We start from the raw sequence: 22,108 nt of genomic DNA, 5'->3' as shown, positions 1-22,108 counted from the left end.
CTCGGATGAGCGATCATCGATACATTTGCGTTCAACTCTTGAACACACAAAGGGTGGCACCCAGTGCCACCCTTTGAAAGTCTTACCCGTGACTTTGGCGCTCATCTGAGCGAAACCTCAATCATGCGTGGCGTATATCACGCAACACGGAGGGCGATTTGTCAGCCTCCAGAGGTGTCCAGTTCGGCGTCCTCGCTCACGCCCGCGCAGTCGTAGGGATCCTTCAACCAGCCGTCCGGCAGGACAACTCGGTTGTTTCCGGACGTCCGGCCCCGCGGACCGTCCGCACCCTCGGGCCACGCCTGATCCAAGTCGAGCTCGCTCAGATGAGCGTCCAGTTCGGCCAGCGAAGAGGTGACCGCGAGCTTCTTGCGCATCTCGGAACCCACCGAGAAACCCTTGAGGTACCAGGCCACGTGCTTACGGAAGTCGATCACCCCGCGCGCCTCGTCGCCGATCCACTCCCCCAGCAGCTGCGCGTGGCGGTGCATGGTGCCCGCGACCTCGCGCAGTGTCGGCTTGTGGAAGTCCTCCGGGCGGCCCTCGAAGGCCGCCACCAGGTCGTTGAACAGCCACGGCCGCCCGAGGCAGCCGCGACCGACGACCACGCCGTCGCAGCCGGTCTCACGGACCATGCGCAGCGCGTCCTCCGCGCACCAGATGTCGCCGTTGCCGAGGACCGGGATCTCCGGCACGTGCTCCTTGAGCCGCGCGATGGCGTCCCAGTCGGCGGTGCCGCCGTAGTGCTGGGCGGTGGTGCGCCCGTGCAGGGCTATCGCGGTGACCCCCTCCTCGACGGCGATCCGGCCGGCGTCGAGGTAGGTGAGGTGGTCGTCGTTGATGCCCTTGCGCATCTTCATGGTCACCGGCAGGTCGCCGGCGCCCGCGACGGCCTCGCGCAGGATCGCACGCAGCAGGTTCCGCTTGTAGGGCAGGGCCGAGCCGCCACCCTTGCGGGTGACCTTGGGGACCGGGCAGCCGAAGTTCAGGTCGATGTGGTCGGCCCGGTCCTCCTCGACGATCATCCGGACCGCCTTGCCGACCGTGGCGGGGTCGACCCCGTACAGCTGGATCGAGCGCGGCTTCTCCATTTCGTCGAAGTGGATCAGCTGCATGGTCTTCTCGTTGCGCTCGACCAGGGCGCGGGTCGTGATCATCTCGCTCACGAACAGCCCCTTGCCGCCGGAGAACTCCCGGCAGAGGGTACGGAACGGGGCATTGGTGATGCCGGCCATGGGCGCGAGCACCACCGGGGGCTGCACGGTGTGCGGGCCGATCGCGAGAGGCGGGGGGAGCGTGGTCATCCGCCCATTGTCCCGCATGCCGGGGTGGTGGGGCAGACGTACGATCGGCGGCATGATCGAGCCGAGCCGGCCGAGCCGCCGACAGCGCGTGATCGTCCTGGCGATCTGCTGCATCAGCCTGCTGATCGTCAGCCTCGACAACACCGTCCTCAACGTCGCGCTGCCCGCGATGCGCCGCGACCTGAACGCCTCGGTCTCGGGCATGCAGTGGACGATCGACGCCTACACCCTGGTCCTGGCCTCCCTGCTGATGCTCATGGGCTCCACGGCGGACCGGATCGGGCGCCGCAAGGTGTTCGTGGCCGGGCTGGTCCTCTTCACCGCCGGCTCCCTGCTGTGCTCGCTCGCCCCCACCCTGGACTGGCTCATCGTCTTCCGGATGGTCCAGGCGGTCGGCGGCGCCATGCTCAACCCGGTGGCGATGTCGATCATCACCAACACCTTCACGGATCCCGCGGAGCGGGCGCGGGCCATCGGCGTGTGGGGCGCGGTCGCCGGTATCTCCATGGCCGCGGGTCCCCTGATCGGCGGACTGCTGGTGGACTCCGTGGGCTGGCGCTCCATCTTCCTGGTCAACCTGCCGATCGGCCTGGCGGCGCTCGCGCTGACCCTGCGCCACATCCCCGAGTCGCGTGCGGCGCGGGCGCGGCGGGCGGACCCGGTGGGGCAGCTGCTGGTCATGGCACTGCTGGGCTGTCTGACCTACGGGATCATCGAGGCGCCGGCCGCGGGCTGGCGCTCGCCGCTGATCATGGGATGCGCGCTGGCGGCCGCGGCCGCGCTGGTGGGGCTGCTGCTGTACGAGCCCCGGCGTCCGGAGCCGCTGATCGACTTCCGGTTCTTCCGCAGCGTGCCCTTCAGCGGGGCGACCGTGATCGCGATCAGCGGCTTCGCCGGAATGGCCGGGTTCCTCTTCCTGAACACCCTGTACCTGCAGGACGAACTGGGGCTGGACGCGCTGCACGCCGGGCTCTACATGCTGCCGATGGCGGCGCTGACCATGCTCGTCGCCCCCTTCTCGGGACGGCTGGTGGGCAGCCGGGGGCCACGGCTGCCACTGCTGGTCGCGGGCGTCGCGATGGCCGCGAGCGGACTGCTCTTCGCCGCCTTCGAGGCCGAGACGTCCACGCCGCTCCTGTTCGCCGGGTACGTGCTGTTCGGGCTCGGCTTCGGCATGCTCAACGCCCCGATCACCAACACGGCGGTCTCCGGGATGCCGCGTTCCCAGGCGGGTGTGGCGGCGGCCATCGCCTCCACCAGCCGGCAGACCGGCAGTGCCCTGGGCGTCGCGATCGTCGGCGCGGTCCTCGCCTCGGGCCTGGCGAAGGGCTCGGACTTCGCCGGGGCGACGGGCCCGGCCTGGTGGATCATCACGGTCTGCGGCCTGCTGGTCCTGGCGGTGGGCGCGGCATCGAGCGGCCCCTGGGCCCGCTCGACGGCGGCCCGCACGGCCCGCGCCCTCGACCCCGCCACGGCCACGGCCCCGGCCGACGCCTGACGGAAAGCAGCCCGCGGGGCTAGCCGGCTACTCCTGGCAGTCGAAGTCGTCCGCGTGGGTGTCGATCCGTGCCAGCAGCCCCCGCAGCGCGACCCGCTCCCCCTCCGAGAGCGCGGCGAACAGGCCCTGCTCGACCGCGTCGAGCGCCGCGTTCGTCTTGCCCAGCGCGGTCGCTCCGGCATCCGTGATGGCCACGTTGTGGCGGCGCCGGTCGGCCGGGTCCCGGCGGCGTTCGGCCAGGCCGTCGCCCTCCAGGTCGTTCAGGATCCCCACGAGCACGCTCGGGTCCACCTCCAGCCGCTCGGCGAGCGCCCGCTGGCTGATGGGGCCTTCCTCCAGGTGCATCAGCGTCATCGCGTGCCGCGGCGTGAGCCCGGCCGCGCTGAGCGCCTTCTTCATGCGGGTCTGGGTGACCGAACCGTGCCAGGCGAGCAGCAGGCCCAGCCGCTGCGGGGGGTGCGATCCGTCCTGATCTGCCGTCATGTCCACATCGTAGCAATCAGGAAATGATTGCATTGGAGATATCGTTGATGCTATTCAATGATTCACCATCATCGACCGTTGACCATCGGAGATCATCATGTTCATCGCCTACGCCGTCGTCGGCGGGCTGCTCGCCCTCGTCCTCACCGCCTCCGCCACCCTCACGCTGCAGCGCAACGACCAGATCGTCGCCAGCATGCAGAAGGTCCAGGTCCCGGACTCCTGGCTGCCACGCCTGGCCGGACTCAAGGCCGCCGGAGCGATCGGCCTGGTCGCGGGCCTGTGGATCACCCCGCTCGGCGTGGCCGCCGCCATCGGCGTGACCCTCTACTTCGTCGGCGCGGTCATCTCCCACCTCCGCGTCAAGGACTACGAGCTCGCCCCGGCCGCCGTCCTCACCCTGGTCGCGGTCGCGGCCCTGATCCTGCGGACCCTCTCGTAACCGCCTCACACTGACGAGTGACAGATATTGAAATCTGTCACTCGTCATGCCATTCTCGTTCCATGACTACGAACGAGAACCTCACCGCAACCCCGACCCCGACGACCCCGACCGGCCGGAGCCTCGGCCGCACCGGCCCGTCCGTCTTCCCCCTCGGCCTCGGCTGCATGGGGATGTCCGCCCTCTACGGAGAGGCCGACCGCGCCGAGTCCCTCGCGACCATCCACGCCGCCCTCGACGCGGGCGTCACCCTGCTGGACACGGGCGACTTCTACGGCATGGGCCACAACGAACTGCTGATCAACGAAGCCCTGCGCACGGCGCCCGCCGCTGCCCGGGAGCAGGCGCTGACCAGCGTCAAGTTCGGCGCCCTGCGCACGGTCGAGGGCGGCTTCACCGGCTACGACGGCCGGCCGGAGGCCGTCAGGAACTTCCTGGCCTACTCGCTCCAGCGACTCGGCCGGGACCACATCGACATCTACCGGATCGCCCGCGTGGACCCGGACGTGCCGATCGAGGAGACCGTCGGCGCCATCGCCGAGGCGGTCCAGGCCGGGCACGTCCGCCACATCGGCCTCTCCGAGGTCGGCGCGGACACCCTGCGCCGGGCCGCGGCCGTGGCCCCGATCGCGGACCTCCAGATCGAGTATTCGCTGATCTCCCGCGGCATCGAGGACGAGATCCTGCCGACCGCCCGCGAACTCGGGATAGGCATCACGGCGTACGGGGTGCTCTCCCGCGGGCTGATCAGCGGCCACTTCACCCGCGACCGGGCGCTGGCCCCGGGCGACTTCCGCGGCATGAGCCCCCGCTTCCAGGGGGACAACCTCGACCGCAACCTCGACCTGGTCGACGCCCTGCGCAAGGTCGCGGAGAACAAGGGTGTGAGCGTGGCCCAGACCGCCATCGCCTGGGTGCTCTCGCGCGGCGAGGACATCGTGCCGCTGGTGGGCGCCCGGCGCCGGGACCGGCTCGCCGAGGCTCTGGGCGCCATGGAGATAGCGCTGAGCGGCGCCGACCTGGCCGCCATCGAGGAGGCCGTGCCCGCCGGCGCCGCCGCGGGCGACCGGTACCCGGCGGCCCAGATGGCCCACCTCGACAGCGAACACTGAGCTGACGGTACGGTCGTTCCATGCCACCCGCTGCTGCCGAGCCCCTGACACCCGAGCGCATCCTCGAGACCACCGAGGAGGTGCTGCGCCGCTTCGGCCCCGGCAAGGCGACGGTGGTGGACGTGGCCCGCGCCCTGGGCGTCAGCCACGGCAGCGTGTACCGGCACTTCCCGTCGAAGGCGGCGCTGCGCGAGGCCGTCACGGACCGCTGGCTCGCCAAGAGCGTCGTCATGCTGGAGGAGATCACCTCGGGGCCCGCCGAGAACGCCCCCTCCAAGCTGGAGGCGTGGCTGGAGGCCCTCTTCGAGGCCAAGCGCCACAAGGCCGGTGACGACCCCGAGCTGTTCGCCACCTACACCGTGCTGCTCGCCGAGAACAGCGGGATCGTGGACCACCACCTGACCGAGCTGATCGACCAGTTGGCCCGGATCATCGCCGAGGGCGTCGAGGCGGGCACGCTCGCCGCCGATGACGTGCCGGCCGCCGCCCGCGCGGTCTTCGATGCCAGCGGCCGCTTCCACGATCCGCAGTACGCGGCCGACTGGCTCTCGCCCACGATCTTCACGGAGTTCGAGGCGGTCACCTCGCTCATCATCCGAGGCCTGCGCACCTGACCGGAATCAGCCGGTCCGGACAGCTTGGCGATCATTTTGGGCCGAGTCGGCTTGTACATGCCATCCATATGTCCATACGGTCCCCCTACCGCACTCATCAGGCACGTTCCAGGGGGAACCTTGTCCGCCCAAGTAGCACGACCCGCACCTCCCGCACGCTCCGGCGCAGCCACGGCACTCGGCTGGATCCTGACCATCGGCCTCAACGTGGTCGCGCCGATCATCACGTACAACACGCTCGTCGACGACCACGGCTGGAGCGAGTTCTCGGCGCTGCTCGTCAGCAGCGCCTGGCCGGTGCTCGACAGCGCGATCAGCGTGGCCTGGCGGCGCAAGCTCGACGAGTTCGCCATCGTCACCCTGGTGTTCCTGGTGATCACCGCCGTGGTCTCGCTGGTCGGCGCCCACTCGGCCCGCGCCCTGCTGATCAAGGACTCGGGCGTGACCGGGCTGTTCGGGCTGCTCTGCCTGGCCACCCTGCTCGCACCGCGCCCGCTGATGTTCTACTTCGGCCGGAAGTTCGCCACCGACGGCACCCCGGAGAGCACGGCCTGGTGGAACGGCCTGTGGCAGTACGAGGGCTTCCGGACCACGATGAACCGGATGACCTTGGTCTGGGGCGTCGCGTACGTCATCGAGGCCGTCGTCCGCATCGTCCTGGCCTACACCCTGAGCACCAAGACCATGGTGACCCTCAGCCCGATCATGATCTACGGGGTGCTCGGCGCGCTGGGCGTCTGGACCGCCCTGTACGGCAAGCGGTCCAAGGCCGAGGGTGAGCGCCGCGCCGCGGCCGCGGCCGCCGCGGAGGCTTCGGCGGCCTGAGGCCGGTTCGCCGCGGAAAGACCGGTGGCCCGGTGCGCAGTGTGCGCACCGGGCCACCGGCGTTTGGAACGGGGCGGACCTAGCAGCCGAGCAGGCGGCTGCCGAGGTAGCTCTGGATCTGGTCCAGGGAGACGCGCTCCTGCTTCATGGTGTCGCGCTCGCGCACGGTCACCGCGTTGTCGTCCAGGGTGTCGAAGTCGACGGTGACGCAGAACGGCGTACCGATCTCGTCCTGGCGGCGGTAGCGGCGGCCGATGGCACCGGCGTCATCGAACTCGATGTTCCAGTTCTTGCGCAGGTCGGCGGCCAGGCCCTTGGCCTTCGGCGACAGCTTCTCGTTGCGGGACAGCGGCAGCACCGCGACCTTGACCGGCGCCAGGCGCGGGTCGAGGCGCATGACGGTGCGCTTCTCCATGACGCCCTTGGCGTTGGGGGCCTCGTCCTCGTTGTACGCGTCGAGCATGAAGGCGAGCATGGCGCGGTTGACACCGGCCGCCGGCTCGATGACGTACGGGGTGTAGCGCTCGCCAGCCTCCTGGTCGAAGAAGGTCAGGTCCTGGCCGGAGGCGGCGGAGTGCGCCTTGAGGTCGAAGTCGGTGCGGTTGGCCACGCCCTCGAGCTCGGAGAACTCGTTGCCGCCGAAGTTGAAGCGGTACTCGATGTCGGCGGTGCGCTTCGAGTAGTGGGACAGCTTCTCCTTCGGGTGCTCGTACCAGCGGATGTTCTCTTCGCGGATGCCGAGGTCGCGGTACCAGTTCCACCGCTCCTGCATCCAGTACTCCTGCCACTGCTCGTCCTCGCCCGGCTTGACGAAGAACTCCATCTCCATCTGCTCGAACTCGCGCGTGCGGAAGATGAAGTTGCCCGGCGTGATCTCGTTGCGGAAGGACTTGCCCATCTGCGCGATGCCGAACGGGGGCTTCTTGCGCGAGGCGACCTGCACGGTGGCGAAGTTGGTGAAGATGCCCTGGGCGGTCTCGGGGCGCAGGTACGCCTTGGAGCCGGTGTCCTGGGTCGGGCCGAGGTGGGTCTCCAGCATGCCGGAGAACTGCTTGGGCTCGGTGAACTGGCCCTTCACACCGCAGTTGGGGCAGTTGACGTCCGCGAGGCCGTTGGCGGGCAGGCGGCCGTGCTTGGCCTCGTACGCCTCTTCCAGGTGGTCGGCGCGGTGGCGCTTGTGACAGGAGGTGCACTCGGTCAGCGGGTCCGAGAAGGTCGCGACGTGGCCGGAAGCCACCCAGACCTCGGGGGCCAGGATCACGGACGAGTCGATACCGACGATGTCCTCACGCCCGGTGACCATCGCCTTCCACCACTGGCGCTTGATGTTCTCCTTGAGCTCGACACCGAGCGGGCCGTAGTCCCAGGCAGCCCTGGAGCCGCCGTAGATCTCACTGCAAGGGAAAACGAAGCCACGGCGCTTGCTCAGGCTGACGATGGTATCGATCTTGTCGGCGGCCACGGTGCTCTCTTCATTACGAGGACGAACGGCGAATGCCTCAGGTTACCGGCGCCCGCACCCCCCACTTCAAATCGGATACCCCTTCCACGGTCCCGGCCCGGCCCTCTCACCAGGGTTTTTGACAATCGTTTCCATCTTTGATGAAAATGGATGTCATGAACGTACGACGCCTCATACCCGCAGCCGCCCTCGCCGGAGCCGTCGCCCTCGGCGCCACGGCCCTCACCGCCTGCTCCGGAGCCAGTGCCTCTGGCGGCAAGGACGGCAAGCTCGACGTGATGGCGTCGTTCTACCCGATGCAGTTCCTCGCCGAGCAGATCGGCAAGGACCACGTGAAGGTCGACAGCCTGACCAAGCCAGGCGTCGAACCGCACGACCTGGAGATCACCCCGAAGCAGACCGCGCAGCTCGGCGAGGCCGATGTGGTCCTCTACCTCAAGAACCTGCAGCCCGCCGTCGACAAGGCCGTCGCCCAGTCCGGCGTGAAGAACGTCGTCGACGCCGCCACCCTCACCAAGCTGGAAGAGCACGCCGCCTCCGGGCACGACCACGCGGCCGAGGAGGGCCACGAGGGCGAGGCCGAGGGCCACGACCACGGCAGCGGCGAGGCCGGCGCGGACCCGCACATCTGGCTCGACCCGGTGAAGTACGCGGAGGTCGCCAAGGGCGTCGGCGCGGCCCTGGAGAAGGCCGACCCCGACCACGCCGCGGACTACAAGAAGAACACCGACGAACTCGTCGGCAAGCTGACCGCGCTGGACACCGAGTTCAAGGACGGCCTGAAGAACACGGCCACCAAGACCTTCATCACCACCCACTCCGCCTTCGGCTACCTCGCCGAGCGCTACGGCCTGGACCAGGAGGGCATCGCCGGCCTCGACCCCGAGTCCGAGCCCAGCCCGGCCCGGATCAAGGAGGTCCAGGAGATCGCGAAGAAGGAGAATGTCTCCACGGTGTTCTTCGAGACCCTGGCCAGCGACAAGACGGCCAAGACCCTCGCTGCCGACACCGGTCTGAAGACCGACGTCCTCGACCCGCTCGAGGGAATCACCGACAAGTCCCAGGGCGCTGACTACCTCGAGGTCATGCGGTCCAACCTGAAGAACCTCCAGAAGGCGCTCGGAGCCAAGTAATGACAGCAGCAGCAACGGAGGCGCGAGCCATGCAGTCCACGCCCCTGCCCGACGGGGACCACCCCGTCATATCCCTGCGCGGGGCCACGGCCTCGCTCGGCTCGCGCCCCGTGCTGCGCGGGATCGACCTCACCGTCCGCCGCGGTGAGGTCGTCGCGCTGCTCGGAGCCAACGGCTCCGGCAAGTCCACGGCCGTGCGCGCCGTGGTCGGCCAGGTCCCGCTGAGCGACGGCGCCCTGTCCCTCTTCGGTACGGACTTCAAGCGCTTCCGCGACTGGTCGCGCATCGGGTACGTCCCGCAGCGCACCACCGCCGCCAGCGGCGTCCCGGCCACGGTCCGCGAGGTCGTCTCCTCCGGCCGTCTCGCCCGCTCCCGCTTCGGCCTCCTGCGCAAGGCCGACAAGGCCGCCGTCGAGCGGGCCCTGGCCCTGGTCGACATGGGCACGCACGCCGACGCCTCGGTGAGCGCCCTCTCCGGCGGCCAGCACCAGCGCGTCCTCATAGCCCGGGCGCTCGCCGTCGAGCCCGAACTCCTGATCATGGACGAGCCGATGGCCGGCGTGGACCTGGCCAACCAGGAGGTCCTCGCGAACGCCCTGCGCGAGCAGGTCGCCGTCGGCGCCACCGTCCTGCTCGTCCTGCACGAGCTGGGCCCGCTGGAGCCCCTGATCGACCGCGCCGTCGTCCTGCGCGACGGCTGCGTCGTCCACGACGGCCCGCCCCCGGAGGCCGTGGGCCAGCACGCCCTCCCCGGCCACGACCACGTACACCCCCACGCGGCGCACGACGCCGAGCCCCTGCGGACGGGACTGCTGAGCTGATGGACCTCCTGAACTACGCCTTCATGCAGCGGGCCCTGATCGCCGCCGCGCTGGTCGGCATCACGGCTCCCGCCATCGGTACGTACCTCGTCCAGCGCCGCCAGGCCGTCATGGGCGACGGCCTCGGCCACGTCGCCATGACCGGTGTCGCCCTCGGTTTCGTGCTCAACACCAGCCCGGTGTGGATGGCCACCCTGGTCGCCGTGGTCGGCGCCGTCGGCATGGAGCTGATCCGCTCCCGCGGCAAGACCAGCGGGGACGTCGCGCTCGCCATGCTCTTCTACGGCGGCCTGGCCGGCGGCGTGATGATCATCAGCGCCGGGGGCGGCTCCACGGCCCGGCTCCTCAGCGCCATGTTCGGCTCGATCACCGCCGTCGCCGCGGAGGACGTCACCGCGATGGCGCTCCTCGCCGCCTTCGTCCTCGCCGTCACCATCGGCCTGCGCAGGCAGCTCTTCGCGGTCTGCCAGGACGAGGAGTTCGCCCGGGTCACCGGCCTGCCCGTACGCGCCCTGAACCTGCTGATCGCGGTCACCGCCGCGGTAACCGTCACCGTCGCCATGCGCATCGTGGGCCTGCTGCTGGTCAGCGCCATGATGGTGATCCCGGTCGCGGCCGCCCAGCGGCTCACCCGCGGTTTCGCCGCCACTCTGGGCCTGGCCATCGCCATCAGCCTCACCGTCTCCGTGACCGGCACCGCGGCCACCTACTACATCAACGTGCCGTCGGGCGCCACGATCGTGCTGCTCGCGATCGGCGTCTTCATGGTGCTGACGGCCCTGTCGACCCCGCTGGCCCGGCGCCGCGCCAAAGCCGCCCGTGCGGCCGAGGAGGTCTGCACGCGGGACGATGTGAAGGTCTAGCGGGCTGGCACAATGGCGGCAGGCCGATACGAGGAGGAACCGGTGGCGACTGCGCCTGGCGAGATGAATACCGCGCCAGTACGAGGACGATCCACCCGGCAGCGGGCCGCCGTGGCGGCGGCGCTGGACGAGGTGGACGAGTTCCGCAGCGCCCAGGAGCTCCACGACATGCTCAAGCACCGTGGCGACTCCGTGGGCCTGACCACGGTGTACCGCACCCTCCAGTCGCTCGCGGACGCCGGCGAGGTCGACGTCCTGCGCACCAGCGACGGCGAGTCCGTCTACCGCCGCTGCTCCACCGGCGACCACCACCACCACCTGGTCTGCCGCAAGTGCGGCAAGGCCGTCGAGGTGGAGGGCCCGGCCGTGGAGAAGTGGGCGGAGTCCATCGCGGCCGAGCACGGCTACGTGAACGTGGCCCACACGGTGGAGATCTTCGGCACCTGCGCCGACTGCGCGGCCGCCGCCTCCTAGAGCCTCTTCAGGTTCTCGCCGAGGATCTCCCGCACGCGGTGGAGCCCCGGCCCGGCCGCGACGGCCGCCCGGCCGTGCTCCACCGCCTGACCAGTCGTGTTCATGGCGGCAGAGCCCACTGCCCGGCTCAGCCGGTGGGGGCCTCGGGCTGGTTCGGGACGGCGCCGCCGAAGCGGCGGTCGCGCTGCGCGTACTCCAGGCAGGCCGCCCAGAGGTTGCGGCGGTCGAAGTCCGGCCACAGCACGTCCTGGAAGACCATCTCGGCGTACGCGCTCTGCCAGATCAGGTAGTTGGACGTGCGCTGCTCGCCGCTGGGCCGCAGGAACAGGTCCACGTCCGGCATGTCCGGGTAGTACATGTACTTCGCGAAGGTCTTCTCGTTGACCTTCGACGGGTCCAGCCGGCCGGCGGCGACATCGCGGGCGATGGCCTGCGCCGCGTCCGCGATCTCCGCGCGGCCGCCGTAGTTCACGCAGAAGTAGAGGGTCATCGCGTCGTTGTCGACGGTCTGCTCCTGGGCCACCTGGAGCTCCTGGACCACCGACTTCCACATCTTCGGCATGCGGCCGACCCAGCGGATGCGGATGCCCAGCTCGTTCATCTCGTCGCGGCGGCGGCGGATGACATCGCGGTTGAAGTTCATCAGGAAGCGGACCTCGTCGGGCGAGCGCTTCCAGTTCTCCGTCGAGAAGGCGTACAGGGACAGGTTCTTGACGCCCATCTCCAGGCAGCCCTTGAGCACGTCGAGGACGACGCCCTCGCCGACCTTGTGCCCCTCGGTGCGCGGCAGACCGCGCTCCTTGGCCCAGCGGCCGTTGCCGTCCATGACGACCGCGACGTGGTTCGGGACGAGCTCGCCGGGGATCTTCGGCGGGCGCTCACCGGACGGGTGCGGCTCGGGAACCTTGTACTCGCGGCGAGAGCGTCCCAGAATCCCGCGTCGTGCCATGTGCCCAGCTCCTATTTCTCGACGTATCGCAGGGAGCGTAGCCCGCGCTCCAGATGCCAGTGCAGGTAGGCCGAGACCAGCCCGCTGCCCTCCCGCACGTGACGCGCCTCGCACGCGTCGGCATACCCCCAGTCACCCGTCAGCAGGGCGCTGAGCAAGGCGATGGCCTCCGACGAGGGTACGACGCTGCCGGGCACCCGGCAGTCCCCGCATATGACCCCGCCCGCGGCGACGGAGAAGTGCCGGTTGGGGCCGTGGATCCCGCACTTCGCGCAGTCCTCGAAGCTGGGCGCGTAGCCGTTGACGGCGAGGGAGCGCAGCAGGAAGGCGTCGAGGATGAGGTTGGGTTCGTGTTCGCCGCGCGCGAGCGTGCGCAGGGCGCCGACGAGCAGCAGGTACTGCTGCACGTTGGGTTCGCCCTCGTTCTCGGTGAACCGCTCGGCGGTCTCCAGCATCGCGGTGCCGGCGGTGTAGCGGGCGTAGTCGGTGACGATGCCGTTGCCGTACGGGGCGATGATCTCGGTCTGCGTGCAGAGCGGGAGGCTGCGGCCGATCAGCTCGCTGCCGCGGGCGAAGAACTGCACGTCGGCATGGGAGAAAGGTTCCAGCCGTGCGCCGAACTTGGACTTCGTGCGCCGCACCCCGCGGGCGACGGCCCGCACCCGGCCGTGGCCGCGGGTGAGCAGGGTGATGATGCGGTCCGCCTCACCCAGCTTCTGGGTGCGCAGCACGATGCCGTCGTCGCGGAACAGACTCATGGACCCATTGTCGCCTGTGCGGGCGCGACGACGGCCCTCCGTCCGGACCCGGGTCCGGACGGAGGGCCGTCACCCCTTGGGAGGGCTCAGGAGGCGGGCTTCGCCGCTTCGTCCGAGTCGGTCTTCTCCGCGCCGGCGGTTGCCGCGACCGCGACGCCGACGGCGGCCTCGGCCACCGTTTCCGCGTCGTCGGCGGGCTCCGCCCCGGTCTCCGCGGCCGTCTCTACCGTCTCGGCCTTCTCGGCTTTCTCGGCCTTCTCGGGTGCCGCTTCGGCCTCGGCCGGGGCGGACGCCTGGGCGGGCAGCGCGACCTGGGGGCCGTGCGCGTCGTCCTTGGCGAGGCCGTTGAAGATCAGGTTGAGCACGATCGCGGCCGTGGCACCGAGCGTCACACCACTGTTGAGGAGCGAGGAGAGGTCCGCGTTCATGTGGTCCTTGAAGAGGACCGGGACCGTGGCGGGGAGCAGCGCGAAGGCCAGGGAGACACCCACGACCAGCGCGTTCTTCTCCTCCTTCAGGTCGACCTTGGCCAGGGTCTGGATACCGGCCAGGGCCACCATCGCGAACATCACGGTCGCGGCGCCGCCGAGGACCCCGTGCGGGACGGCGGCGACGATCGCGGCGGCCTTGGGGATCAGCCCGAGCAGGATCATGAAGACGCCCGCTGCGACCACGACGAACCGGCTCTTGACCTTGGTCATGCGGACCAGGCCGACGTTCTCGGCGAAGGCGACGTACGGGAAGGAGTTGAGGACACCGCCGAGGGCGGTCGCGGCGCCGTCGGCACGCAGGGCGCGGGCCACGGTCTCGCTGTCGATGTCCTTGCCGACGATGTCGCCGACGGCGTAGGTGTCACCGGTCGTCTCGACCATGGTGATCAGCATGACGATGAGCATCAGCAGGATCGGGAACCAGGCGAACTTCGGTGCTCCGTAGTGGAACGGGGTGGTGATGCCGATCCAGTCCGACTTGGTGACGTCGCCGAACTTGGCGTCGCCGAGCAGGAAGGCGACGGCGGTGCCGCCTACCAGGCCGAGCAGGATGGAGATGCTGGAGAGGAACGGCTTGCCGAGCTTCATCAGGACGAGGATGAAGAGCATGGTGCCGCCGGCGTAGGCGAAGTTCTTCGGGTCGCCGAAGTCGGGGGTGCCGAGGCCACCCGCGGCGTCGTTCAGGCCGACGGGGATCAGCACGATGCCGAGGACCGTGATCACCGTGCCGGTGACGACCGGCGGGAACAGCCTCATGACCATGCGGAAGGCCTTGGGGGGCAGCCAGGCGAAGGCAAAGGTGGCGATACCGGCAGTGATGACCGCGCCGTAGATGACGAGCAGGCCCGCCGTCCCGCCGCCGGCCCCGAGCCCGATGGCGATCATCGGGGACACCGCGGTGAAGGTGACGCCCTGGATCAGCGGCAGTCGCGCACCGATCCGGCCGATGCCCCACGCCTGGATGATCGAGGCGATACCGCAGGTGAACAGGTCGGCGTTGATCAGGTAGACCAACTGCTCGGTGCTGAGGCCGAGGGCGCCGCCGACGATGATCGGAACGATCACCGCGCCGGCGTAGAAGGCGAGTACGTGCTGGAAGCCGTACAGCGCAAGCTTGGGGAGGGGGAGCACCTCGTCGACCGGATGGGTGCTCTGCTCTCCACTTGTGGAAAGCCGGGCGGCGACACGTGCCATCTCTGCCTTGCCCTTCAAAGAGGTAGGTAACTGAGAGGAGATCTGGTCATCCCCGGGCGGAGTGGGTCGCTATCCCGTTGATCCGCCGGGGTTGTCAGTACGTTCACGCTTATGTGCATCGAAGCCGCTCTGTGTTAACGGCGTCGTTTTGGCGTGTGACCGGAATTGAACGCCTGTGGGGGGCTTCACAGATATCGTCGACTGCTACAAATTGTTGACTCTCGGAACAGTCCGATCTGTAGGTTTCTCCAGTGGTGCGGCACAACCTGGAGGTGTACGTGCGGAGCCCCTCGGAAGCGGCCGATCCGACTGCGCGTCCGCGAAGCGCACCGAGCCTGACCTGCGAAGACGGGGTTCACTGTCGTTCGGATCAGCGAAGTCGAAGTACTCGCTCCGAGCGTCCACCTGATGGACTGATCGTGTGTGGACCATGTGATTCCGGCGTTCACAGGACGTTCACGAGACCCGAAAAGGACCCTGCGAGGCCGGATCGTTACCTCCCACCCGGCCACTTTCGGACGGATCCGCTCCGCTCAGCGGGACCCGGCGTCCGGCACGCCAAAACGCCCGAGCCCCAGAGGGCTCGGGCGTCACCGCGCGGGATTGGCCGATTACGGCGCGCGCACCGCCGACAGCAGCCGGGCCACGTCGTCGGCGTCGATCCGCAGCGCCGCGCCGATGGTGGAGAGCACCTCACGCTCGGCCGGGATGTACGGACCGTCCGCGAGCGCGATACGGGCCCCCTGGAGCAGCACCGACTCCCGGCCCGGACCCGCCAGGTGCGGAGCCAACGGCTCCAGGGCCTCGTGGAGCTCTATCGACAGCGCCGCCCCGCAGCACTCCGGTACGTCGTACAGCCCGAGCCGCCCCTCGTCGCTGGCCAGCGCCTCCACGAGGGACTCCAGCTGCCCCTCGGTGCAGTCCTGGAACCCCGCGGTCCGTACGGCGTGCACGGCGGCCTCCAGCGCGCTGCGCGAGGCCGTCCCGCCCGCGGCGAGCACGGCCAGCGCCACCGTGTGCACGGCGTCGCGCAGCATCGCGGTGAAGCGGGTGGTCGTGAGGTGGTCCAGGACGTCGGTGGCGAACCGCTCCCGGCAGGCCTGGCACTCGACGACGGGCCCGGCGCTCCCGCGCGGCAGCAGCGGCACGCCGAGGACGGTGAAGCGGCGGCGCCCGGTACGCCGGCGGTAGTTGCGGTCTCCACCACAGGCGGGGCAGAAGAACTCCCCGTCGCCCACAGTGCTCCAGGTGGTACGGATGCCCCAGACCATCAGCTTCCGGCCGTCCCCACCCCGAACTGGCAGCACGTCGCACCTCCGTAACCGTCCGGCAGCACCGCCGGGTTGGCGTGATGTTAGCCACATCGGTGAGGATGCGTCAGTCGTGCGACAAGACAACATGCCGCGGCGGCGGGACTTGGCCGATCTGTGCCCCCCGCTGTCCTGCGGTTTCAGCGAAGGGTCGGCCCTGTGAACGAGAAGTCCTGTCTGGTGACCGGCGCCGCGAGCGGGATCGGCCGTGCCACGGCCCTGCTCCTGGCCCGCTCGGGGGCCCGGGTGACCGCGTCCGACATCAGTACCCCCGGGCTCGACTCCCTGCGCGCCCAGCTGGCCGGAGAGGGCCACCAGGTCACCACGGTGCACGCTGACGTCTCCGATCCCGAGGCCGGCCGCGGAATGGTCCGGGCCGCCGTGGAGGCGTACGGGAGGCTGGACGTGGCCGTGGCGAACGCCGGGGTGCTCCCCCTGTCGGACGTATGCGAGACCACTCCCGAGAACTGGGACCACGTCATGGCGGTGGACGGCCGGGGCATGTTCCTGACCTGCAAGTACGCCATCGAGGCCATGAGCGCGCAGGATCCGCCCGGCGGGGCGCTGGTCTGCGTCTCGTCGATCTCGGGGGTCGCCGGCCAGGCCCGGCAGGCGGCGTACGGGCCCGCGAAGTTCGTGGCGTCGGGGCTGACCAAACACCTGGCGGTGGAGTGGGCCGCGCGGGGCATCCGCGTCAACGCGGTGGCCCCGGGCACCATCCGAACGGAGCGGGTGGCCGCCCTGGGCGACGAGCCGGGCGGGCCGGAGTACCTGGCGGAGATGGAGCGGGCGCACCCCATGGGCCGACTCGGCGAGCCCGAGGAGGTGGCCCGGGTCATCGCCTTCCTGGCCTCGGACGCGGCCTCGTTCGTGACCGGAGTGGTCCTGCCGGTGGACGGCGGCTACCTGGCCCGCTGAGCGGCCCGGGGGAACGCCGGAGCCCCTGTCCCTCCGGCAGGAGGGACAGGGGCCCGCGGGGTGACTAGCGGCCCGCGCGGTTGACGGCGGAGATGACCGCCTTCAGGGAGGCGCGGGTGGTGTTGGCGTCGATGCCGATGCCCCACAGGACGCGGCCGTCGATCGCGCACTCGATGTACGAGGCGGCCACGGCGGAGGCGCCCTCGCTCATCGTGTGCTCGGTGTAGTCCAGCAGGCGGGCGTCGACGCCGATGCCGGCCAGCGCGTCGAAGAAGGCCGAGATCGGACCGTTGCCGGTGCCGTTCAGGACCGTCTCCACACCGTCCACGACCGCCTCGACGGTCAGCGTGTCCGTGCCGTCCTTGTCCGTGGCCGTCGAACCGGAGCGCAGCTGGATGCGGCCCCACGGGTTCTCGGGGTTGGGCAGGTACTCGTCCGAGAAGACGTCCCAGATCGCCTTCGGCGTGACCTCGCCGCCCTCGGAGTCCGTCTTGGCCTGGATGATCCGCGAGAACTCGATCTGCATGCGGCGCGGCAGGTCCAGCTTGTGGTCGTTCTTCAGGACGTACGCGATGCCGCCCTTGCCGGACTGCGAGTTGACCCGGATGACGGCCTCGTAGGAGCGGCCGACGTCCTTCGGGTCGATGGGCAGGTACGGGACCGCCCACTCGATCTCGTCGACGGTCTTGCCCTGGGCGGCCGCGTCGGCCTCCATGGCGTCGAAGCCCTTCTTGATGGCGTCCTGGTGGGAGCCGGAGAAGGCGGTGTAGACCAGGTCGCCCGCGTAGGGGTGGCGCGGGTGGACCTCCATCTGGTTGCAGTACTCGCTGGTGCGGCGGATCTCGTCGATCTGCGAGAAGTCGATCTGGGGGTCGATGCCCTGCGAGAACAGGTTCATGCCCAGCGTGATCAGGTCGACGTTGCCGGTGCGTTCGCCCTGGCCGAACAGGCAGCCCTCGATGCGGTCGGCGCCGGCCATCATGGCCAGCTCGGCGGCGGCGACGGCGGTGCCGCGGTCGTTGTGCGGGTGCACGGAGATGCAGATGTGCTCGCGGCGGGTCAGGTTGCGGGCCATCCACTCGAAGCGGTCCGCGTGGGTGGACGGCGTCGAGCGCTCCACGGTGGCGGGCAGGTTCAGGATGATCTCGCGGCCCTCGCCCGGCTGCCAGACGTCGCAGACGGCCTCGCAGACCTCCAGGGCGAAGTCCAGCTCGGTGTCCGTGAAGATCTCGGGGCTGTACTGGTAGCCGAAGACGGTCTCGTCGCCCAGCAGCTTCTCGGCGTACTCCATGACCAGGCGGGTGCCGTCGACGGCGATCTGCTTGATCTGCTCCTTGGAGCCGCGGAAGACGACCTTGCGGAAGGTCGGGGCGGTGGCGTTGTACATGTGCACGGTGGCGCGCTTGGCGCCGACCAGCGACTCGACCGTCCGCTCGATCAGGTCCTCACGGGCCTGGGTCAGTACGGAGATGGTGACGTCGTCCGGGATCGCGCCCTCTTCGATGATGGAGCGCACGAAGGCGAAGTCGGTCTCACCGGAGGACGGGAATCCGACCTCGATCTCCTTGTAGCCCATGCGCACCAGCAGGTCGAACATCTCGCGCTTGCGGGCGGGGGTCATCGGGTCGATCAGCGACTGGTTGCCGTCGCGCAGGTCGGTGGACAGCCAGCGCGGGGCCTTGGTGACGCGGGCGTTCGGCCAGGTGCGGTCCGGGATGTCCACCTGCTCGTACCGGCCGTACTTGTGGATCGGCATCCCGGAGGGCTTCTGGGTGTGGGTCGCGTTCGTGATGGGCGTGGGGCGACCGACAAAAGTGTGCTGGCTCATGACGTTGGGCTCCTCGCGTGTCCGCGTGTAGTTCGCTGAACGGCCGACATCGGTCGTAAAAACCGCAACACCAAACTCCGCGGGGAGGGGGTCGGCCTACGACTACAGACCCTCGCCGCGGCAGCTAAGGAGAAGCAGCCCGAAACGCATGATGGACCGAGCCTAACCGAGCCGCGCCGTAATGCGAGGACCTGTTCAGTATGCAAGACCCGATGTCCGATTTGCCCTGAATGTGAGCTACGCCTCGTTCCCTCCGAGGAGGTCCGGCCGATCCGTCAACCTCGCGTCATCGCTTTCGGACAACCGAATGAATCATGGTTGCAGGTAGTGACACCGGCATGACCCACTGCCACATTGCCGGGCATGGATGCCTCCCACAGCCACCGTCAGCCCGCCTTTCACCCCGTCTTCTGCACCGTCGTGCCGCCCCACCTGCTCGACAAGGCCGCCCTCTCCGGCGACTCCCGGCGCGCCGATCTCGCACAGCGCACCCTCGAACGCGACTCCCTCCTGCGCACCCGGCGCCGGGTCACCGCCGTCCGCGGCATCGCGGCCACGCTCGCGGCGCCCGCTCCGGACGCCTCCGACGATCCGCGCCGGACCATCTACGACGCCCAGCACCGCACGCGGCTGCCCGGGAAGAAGGTGCGCGGGGAGGGTGGCGAGGCGAGCAAGGACGCGACCGTCAACCGCGCTTACGCCGGGCTCGGGGCCACGTACGAGCTGTTCCTGAAGGGCTTCGGACGGCGGTCGATCGACGACGCCGGGCTCGCGCTGGACGCGAGCGTCCATTACGGCGAGGACTACAACAACGCCTTCTGGGACGGGCAGCAGATGGTCTTCGGCGACGGGGACGGGGACCTCTTCCTCGACTTCACCGTGTCGGTGGACGTCATCGGGCACGAGCTGACCCACGGGGTCACCCAGTACACGGCGAACCTGAACTACCACGGGCAGTCCGGCGCGCTGAACGAGTCGATGTCGGACGTCTTCGGCTCGCTGATCAAGCAGTACTCGCTGGAGCAGACGGCGGACCAGGCCGACTGGCTGATCGGCGCCGGGCTGCTCGGACCCAACGTCACCGGGGTCGCGCTGCGCTCGATGAAGGCGCCGGGGACGGCGTACGACGACGACGAGCTCGGCAAGGACCCGCAGCCGGCGACCATGGACGACTACGTGGACACCCCGCGCGACAACGGCGGGGTGCACATCAACTCCGGCATCCCGAACCACGCCTTCTACGTGGTGGCGACCGAGCTGGGCGGCAAGGCCTGGGAGCGGGCCGGGCAGATCTGGTACGACGCTCTGACCGGCGGGGAGCTGGGTTCGAACGCCGACTTCGCGGACTTCGCCCGGCTGTCCACGGCGGCCGCCGTCGCGCGGTACGGAGACGGAGGCGCGGAACACCTGGCCCTTCAGAAGGCGTGGTCGGCGGTGGGAGTCCCGCTCGCTGGGTAGAGGGCACGCATGCGGATTCAGGTGGTACGGACGGGTGGTTTCGCGGGCATCGAGCGCCGGGCCGAGGTGGACACCTCGGGCCGGCCCGACGAGGCCGAGTGGAAGGCCCTGGCACAGCTCGCGCTGCGGCCCGGTCCGCCGGGGCATTCGGCGGCGGGAGTGCGGGACGGGTTCTCGTACCGGATCACGGTGGACGGGCGGACGGTGTCCTGCCACGACCCGCACCTCTCGGACGCGCAGCGGGCGCTGATCTCGCGCGTTCTGAAGGAAGGAGCCTGACCGAGGGCGTCCTTAAAGAAGGTGCCCGACCAGCGCCGTTTTGCTTGGATGCCCGGATGACTACGATCTTGGACACGCTGGAGCGGTACTACGACACGGTGCCTCGGGTGGGCGGGGCGCGGGCCGAGGACTTCGGGCCGCTGACCCTCTTCGTCCAGGAGGGCACGGGCTGGCAGTACTACGCGCGGCCCGCGCTCGACGCCGGCCGCGACGCGACGGCGGCCGATGTGGAGCGCGTCCTGGCCCGGCAGCGGGAGCTGAAGGTCCCCGAATCCTTCGAGTGGGTGGCCGAAACCAGCCCCTCGCTCCGGGCCGCGGTGGAGGCGGCCGGGCTGCGGGTCCACGCGCACCCGCTGATGGTGCTGGACACCGAGGCGGTACGCCGCCCCGCGCATCCGGAGGTGCGCCTGCTCGGGGCGGACGATCCACTGCTGACGGCGGCGGTGTCGGTCCCGGCCCTGGCCTTCGGGGACCCGGGGACGGCCGTCGGCGAGGCCGGTCCGGCGGAGCTGGCGGCGAAGATGGCCGAGCCGTCGGCGGAGGAGGGCAGGGCCCGGGTCTCCGGGAAGCTCGCGTCGGGCACCACCGCCCTGGCGGCGGCCGTACGGGACGGCGTCGTGCTGTGCGCGGGCCAGTACAACCCGGTCGGGGACGTCGCCGAGGTGGTGGGCGTCGGCACCCTCCCGGCCGCGCGCCGCCAGGGCCTGGCCCTCGGGGTCACCGCGGCCCTGGTCGCCGACGCCCTCGCGCGCGGCGCCCGTACGGTCTTCCTCTCGGCGGGCGACGGGGACGTGGCCCGCATCTACTCCCGCGCCGGCTTCCGCCGCGTGGCGACGGCCCTGATCGCGGAGCCGCCGGCCCAGCCGGGGGCGTGAGCGCGCGTACGGGCCCCGGGCCGGCCCGGGGCCCGTACGCGCGAGAGGATCAGAATCCGAGCTTGCGCAGCTGCTTGGGGTCGCGCTGCCAGTCCTTGGCGACCTTCACGTGCAGGTCGAGGAAGACCGGGGTGCCGAGCAGCGCCTCGATGTGCTTGCGCGACTTCATCCCGACCTCCTTCAGGCGGGCGCCCTTCGGGCCGATGATGATGCCCTTCTGGCTCGGCCGCTCGATGTACACGTTGGCGTGGATGTCGAGCAGCGGCCGGTCGGCCGGGCGGTTCTCGCGCGGGATCATCTCCTCGACGACGACGGCGATGGAGTGCGGGAGCTCGTCCCGGACGCCCTCCAGCGCGGCCTCGCGGATCAGTTCCGCGACCATGACCATCTCGGGCTCGTCGGTGAGGTCGCCCTCCGGGTAGAGCGGCGGGCTCTCCGGCAGCAGCGGCGCGATCAGGTCTGCCAGCAGCTGGACCTGGGCGTCGCCGACCGCCGAGACGGGCACGATCTCGGCCCACTCGATGCCGAGCTCCTCGCCCAGCTGGTGGATCGCGAGGAGCTGCTCGGCGAGCTGCTTGGACTCGACCAGGTCGGTCTTGGTCACGATGGCGATCTTGGGGGTCTTCTTGATCCCCGCGAGCTCCTTCGCGATGAACTTGTCGCCGGGGCCGAGCTTCTGGTCGGCCGGCAGGCAGAAGCCGATGACGTCGACCTCGGCCCAGGTGGTCCGCACGACGTCGTTGAGGCGCTCGCCGAGCAGCGTGCGGGGCTTGTGCAGACCCGGCGTGTCGACGAGGACGAGCTGGGCGTCGGGGCGGTGCACGATGCCGCGGACGGTGTGGCGGGTGGTCTGCGGCCGGTTGGAGGTGATCGCGACCTTGGTGCCCACGAGTGCGTTGGTGAGGGTCGACTTCCCCGCGTTGGGGCGGCCGACGAAGCAGGCGAAGCCCGCACGGTGCGGGGCGGTGGACTCGGGGGAACGATCGCTCATACGGGCCATTCTCCCCGATGCGACTC

The 22,108-nt window shown here is 69.9% G+C and carries 22 protein-coding genes; 13 read left to right on the top strand and 9 right to left on the bottom strand.

Going from position 1 to position 22,108, the window contains the following annotated elements:
* Positions 1-161: 161 nt before the first annotated feature.
* Complete coding sequence (gene dusB / locus ACGFYU_RS12500; RefSeq protein ID WP_393827250.1) at positions 162-1,322, bottom strand: tRNA dihydrouridine synthase DusB; 1,161 nt, start codon at positions 1,320-1,322, stop codon at positions 162-164.
* Positions 1,323-1,356: 34 nt separating this feature from the next.
* Between dusB and ACGFYU_RS12495 the strand changes: the two genes are divergently transcribed.
* Positions 1,357-2,802, top strand: a complete 1,446-nt coding sequence (locus ACGFYU_RS12495) for an MFS transporter (RefSeq protein WP_393827249.1) — start codon at positions 1,357-1,359, stop codon at positions 2,800-2,802.
* A 27-nt stretch (positions 2,803-2,829) separates the two neighbouring features.
* Here the strand turns inward: ACGFYU_RS12495 and ACGFYU_RS12490 are convergent, their stop codons facing one another.
* On the bottom strand, positions 2,830-3,285 hold the full coding sequence (locus ACGFYU_RS12490) for a MarR family winged helix-turn-helix transcriptional regulator (protein WP_393827248.1): 456 nt from the start codon (positions 3,283-3,285) through the stop codon (positions 2,830-2,832).
* 97 nt (positions 3,286-3,382) lie between these two features.
* Between ACGFYU_RS12490 and ACGFYU_RS12485 the strand changes: the two genes are divergently transcribed.
* From ACGFYU_RS12485 to ACGFYU_RS12470, 4 genes are all read left to right on the top strand, one after another.
* Positions 3,383-3,727, top strand: a complete 345-nt coding sequence (locus ACGFYU_RS12485; protein ID WP_393827247.1) for a DoxX family protein — start codon at positions 3,383-3,385, stop codon at positions 3,725-3,727.
* A 62-nt stretch (positions 3,728-3,789) separates the two neighbouring features.
* A complete protein-coding gene (locus ACGFYU_RS12480; RefSeq protein ID WP_393827246.1) occupies positions 3,790-4,839 on the top strand; it encodes an aldo/keto reductase in 1,050 nt (349 codons plus the stop codon).
* Positions 4,840-4,859: 20 nt separating this feature from the next.
* Complete coding sequence (locus tag ACGFYU_RS12475) at positions 4,860-5,453, top strand: TetR family transcriptional regulator (RefSeq protein ID WP_393827245.1); 594 nt, start codon at positions 4,860-4,862, stop codon at positions 5,451-5,453.
* A gap of 120 nt (positions 5,454-5,573) precedes the next feature.
* The gene (locus tag ACGFYU_RS12470) at positions 5,574-6,278 is read left to right on the top strand and encodes a VC0807 family protein (RefSeq protein WP_393827244.1); all 705 of its coding nucleotides are present in this window, start codon (positions 5,574-5,576) and stop codon (positions 6,276-6,278) included.
* Between the two features lie 79 nt (positions 6,279-6,357).
* Here the strand turns inward: ACGFYU_RS12470 and ACGFYU_RS12465 are convergent, their stop codons facing one another.
* Positions 6,358-7,740 carry a glycine--tRNA ligase gene (locus ACGFYU_RS12465; RefSeq protein ID WP_382645694.1) on the bottom strand — a complete coding sequence of 461 codons (1,383 nt, stop codon included), beginning with the start codon at positions 7,738-7,740 and terminating at the stop codon, positions 6,358-6,360.
* 155 nt (positions 7,741-7,895) lie between these two features.
* Here ACGFYU_RS12465 and ACGFYU_RS12460 point away from each other — a divergent pair, with 155 nt between their 5' ends.
* From ACGFYU_RS12460 to ACGFYU_RS12445, 4 genes are read left to right on the top strand one after another with little or no spacing between them, the layout of a single operon-like run.
* Positions 7,896-8,873, top strand: a complete 978-nt coding sequence (locus tag ACGFYU_RS12460) for a metal ABC transporter substrate-binding protein (RefSeq protein WP_393827243.1) — start codon at positions 7,896-7,898, stop codon at positions 8,871-8,873.
* A 29-nt stretch (positions 8,874-8,902) separates the two neighbouring features.
* Complete coding sequence (locus ACGFYU_RS12455; protein ID WP_393827242.1) at positions 8,903-9,694, top strand: metal ABC transporter ATP-binding protein; 792 nt, start codon at positions 8,903-8,905, stop codon at positions 9,692-9,694.
* The gene (locus tag ACGFYU_RS12450) at positions 9,694-10,557 is read left to right on the top strand and encodes a metal ABC transporter permease (RefSeq protein WP_393827241.1); all 864 of its coding nucleotides are present in this window, start codon (positions 9,694-9,696) and stop codon (positions 10,555-10,557) included. Before ACGFYU_RS12455 ends, ACGFYU_RS12450 begins: the two co-directional genes overlap by 1 nt.
* Positions 10,558-10,599: 42 nt before the next feature.
* Positions 10,600-11,031, top strand: a complete 432-nt coding sequence (locus ACGFYU_RS12445) for a Fur family transcriptional regulator (RefSeq protein WP_078987956.1) — start codon at positions 10,600-10,602, stop codon at positions 11,029-11,031.
* Positions 11,032-11,158: 127 nt separating this feature from the next.
* Here ACGFYU_RS12445 and ACGFYU_RS12440 read toward each other — a convergent pair whose 3' ends face one another.
* The 4 genes from ACGFYU_RS12440 to ACGFYU_RS12425 all read right to left on the bottom strand — a co-directional run bounded on the left by ACGFYU_RS12440 (position 11,159) and on the right by ACGFYU_RS12425 (position 15,730).
* Positions 11,159-11,980 (bottom strand): isoprenyl transferase, encoded by an 822-nt coding sequence (locus tag ACGFYU_RS12440; protein WP_382645705.1) that lies wholly within the window; start codon positions 11,978-11,980, stop codon positions 11,159-11,161.
* An 11-nt stretch (positions 11,981-11,991) separates the two neighbouring features.
* Complete coding sequence (recO, locus tag ACGFYU_RS12435; protein ID WP_393827240.1) at positions 11,992-12,738, bottom strand: DNA repair protein RecO; 747 nt, start codon at positions 12,736-12,738, stop codon at positions 11,992-11,994.
* An 86-nt stretch (positions 12,739-12,824) separates the two neighbouring features.
* A complete protein-coding gene (locus ACGFYU_RS12430) occupies positions 12,825-14,423 on the bottom strand; it encodes a nucleobase:cation symporter-2 family protein (protein WP_393827239.1) in 1,599 nt (532 codons plus the stop codon).
* A gap of 611 nt (positions 14,424-15,034) precedes the next feature.
* Positions 15,035-15,730, bottom strand: a complete 696-nt coding sequence (locus ACGFYU_RS12425; RefSeq protein ID WP_393827238.1) for a TerB family tellurite resistance protein — start codon at positions 15,728-15,730, stop codon at positions 15,035-15,037.
* A 162-nt stretch (positions 15,731-15,892) separates the two neighbouring features.
* Here ACGFYU_RS12425 and ACGFYU_RS12420 point away from each other — a divergent pair, with 162 nt between their 5' ends.
* Complete coding sequence (locus ACGFYU_RS12420; protein ID WP_393827237.1) at positions 15,893-16,651, top strand: SDR family NAD(P)-dependent oxidoreductase; 759 nt, start codon at positions 15,893-15,895, stop codon at positions 16,649-16,651.
* Between the two features lie 64 nt (positions 16,652-16,715).
* On the opposite strand, the gene leuA is transcribed toward ACGFYU_RS12420, so the two are convergent.
* The gene (leuA, locus tag ACGFYU_RS12415) at positions 16,716-18,479 is read right to left on the bottom strand and encodes a 2-isopropylmalate synthase (RefSeq protein WP_393827236.1); all 1,764 of its coding nucleotides are present in this window, start codon (positions 18,477-18,479) and stop codon (positions 16,716-16,718) included.
* Positions 18,480-18,842: 363 nt separating this feature from the next.
* On the opposite strand from leuA, the gene ACGFYU_RS12410 reads away from it, so the two are divergent.
* From ACGFYU_RS12410 to ACGFYU_RS12400, 3 genes are read left to right on the top strand one after another with little or no spacing between them, the layout of a single operon-like run.
* Positions 18,843-19,937 (top strand): M4 family metallopeptidase, encoded by a 1,095-nt coding sequence (locus tag ACGFYU_RS12410; RefSeq protein WP_393827235.1) that lies wholly within the window; start codon positions 18,843-18,845, stop codon positions 19,935-19,937.
* A gap of 9 nt (positions 19,938-19,946) precedes the next feature.
* The gene (locus ACGFYU_RS12405; RefSeq protein ID WP_393827234.1) at positions 19,947-20,216 is read left to right on the top strand and encodes a protealysin inhibitor emfourin; all 270 of its coding nucleotides are present in this window, start codon (positions 19,947-19,949) and stop codon (positions 20,214-20,216) included.
* Positions 20,217-20,272: 56 nt separating this feature from the next.
* The gene (locus tag ACGFYU_RS12400) at positions 20,273-21,091 is read left to right on the top strand and encodes a GNAT family N-acetyltransferase (RefSeq protein ID WP_393827233.1); all 819 of its coding nucleotides are present in this window, start codon (positions 20,273-20,275) and stop codon (positions 21,089-21,091) included.
* 49 nt (positions 21,092-21,140) lie between these two features.
* Here the strand turns inward: ACGFYU_RS12400 and era are convergent, their stop codons facing one another.
* Complete coding sequence (gene era, locus ACGFYU_RS12395; RefSeq protein ID WP_393827471.1) at positions 21,141-22,091, bottom strand: GTPase Era; 951 nt, start codon at positions 22,089-22,091, stop codon at positions 21,141-21,143.
* Between the last annotated feature and the right edge of the window lie 17 nt (positions 22,092-22,108).

The sequence above is a fragment of the Streptomyces sp. NPDC048337 genome, assembly GCF_043201175.1.
Taxonomy (GTDB): domain Bacteria; phylum Actinomycetota; class Actinomycetes; order Streptomycetales; family Streptomycetaceae; genus Streptomyces.
The sequence above is the reverse complement of the archived record's forward strand: the minus strand, read 5'-3'. Positions and strand labels throughout refer to the sequence as shown.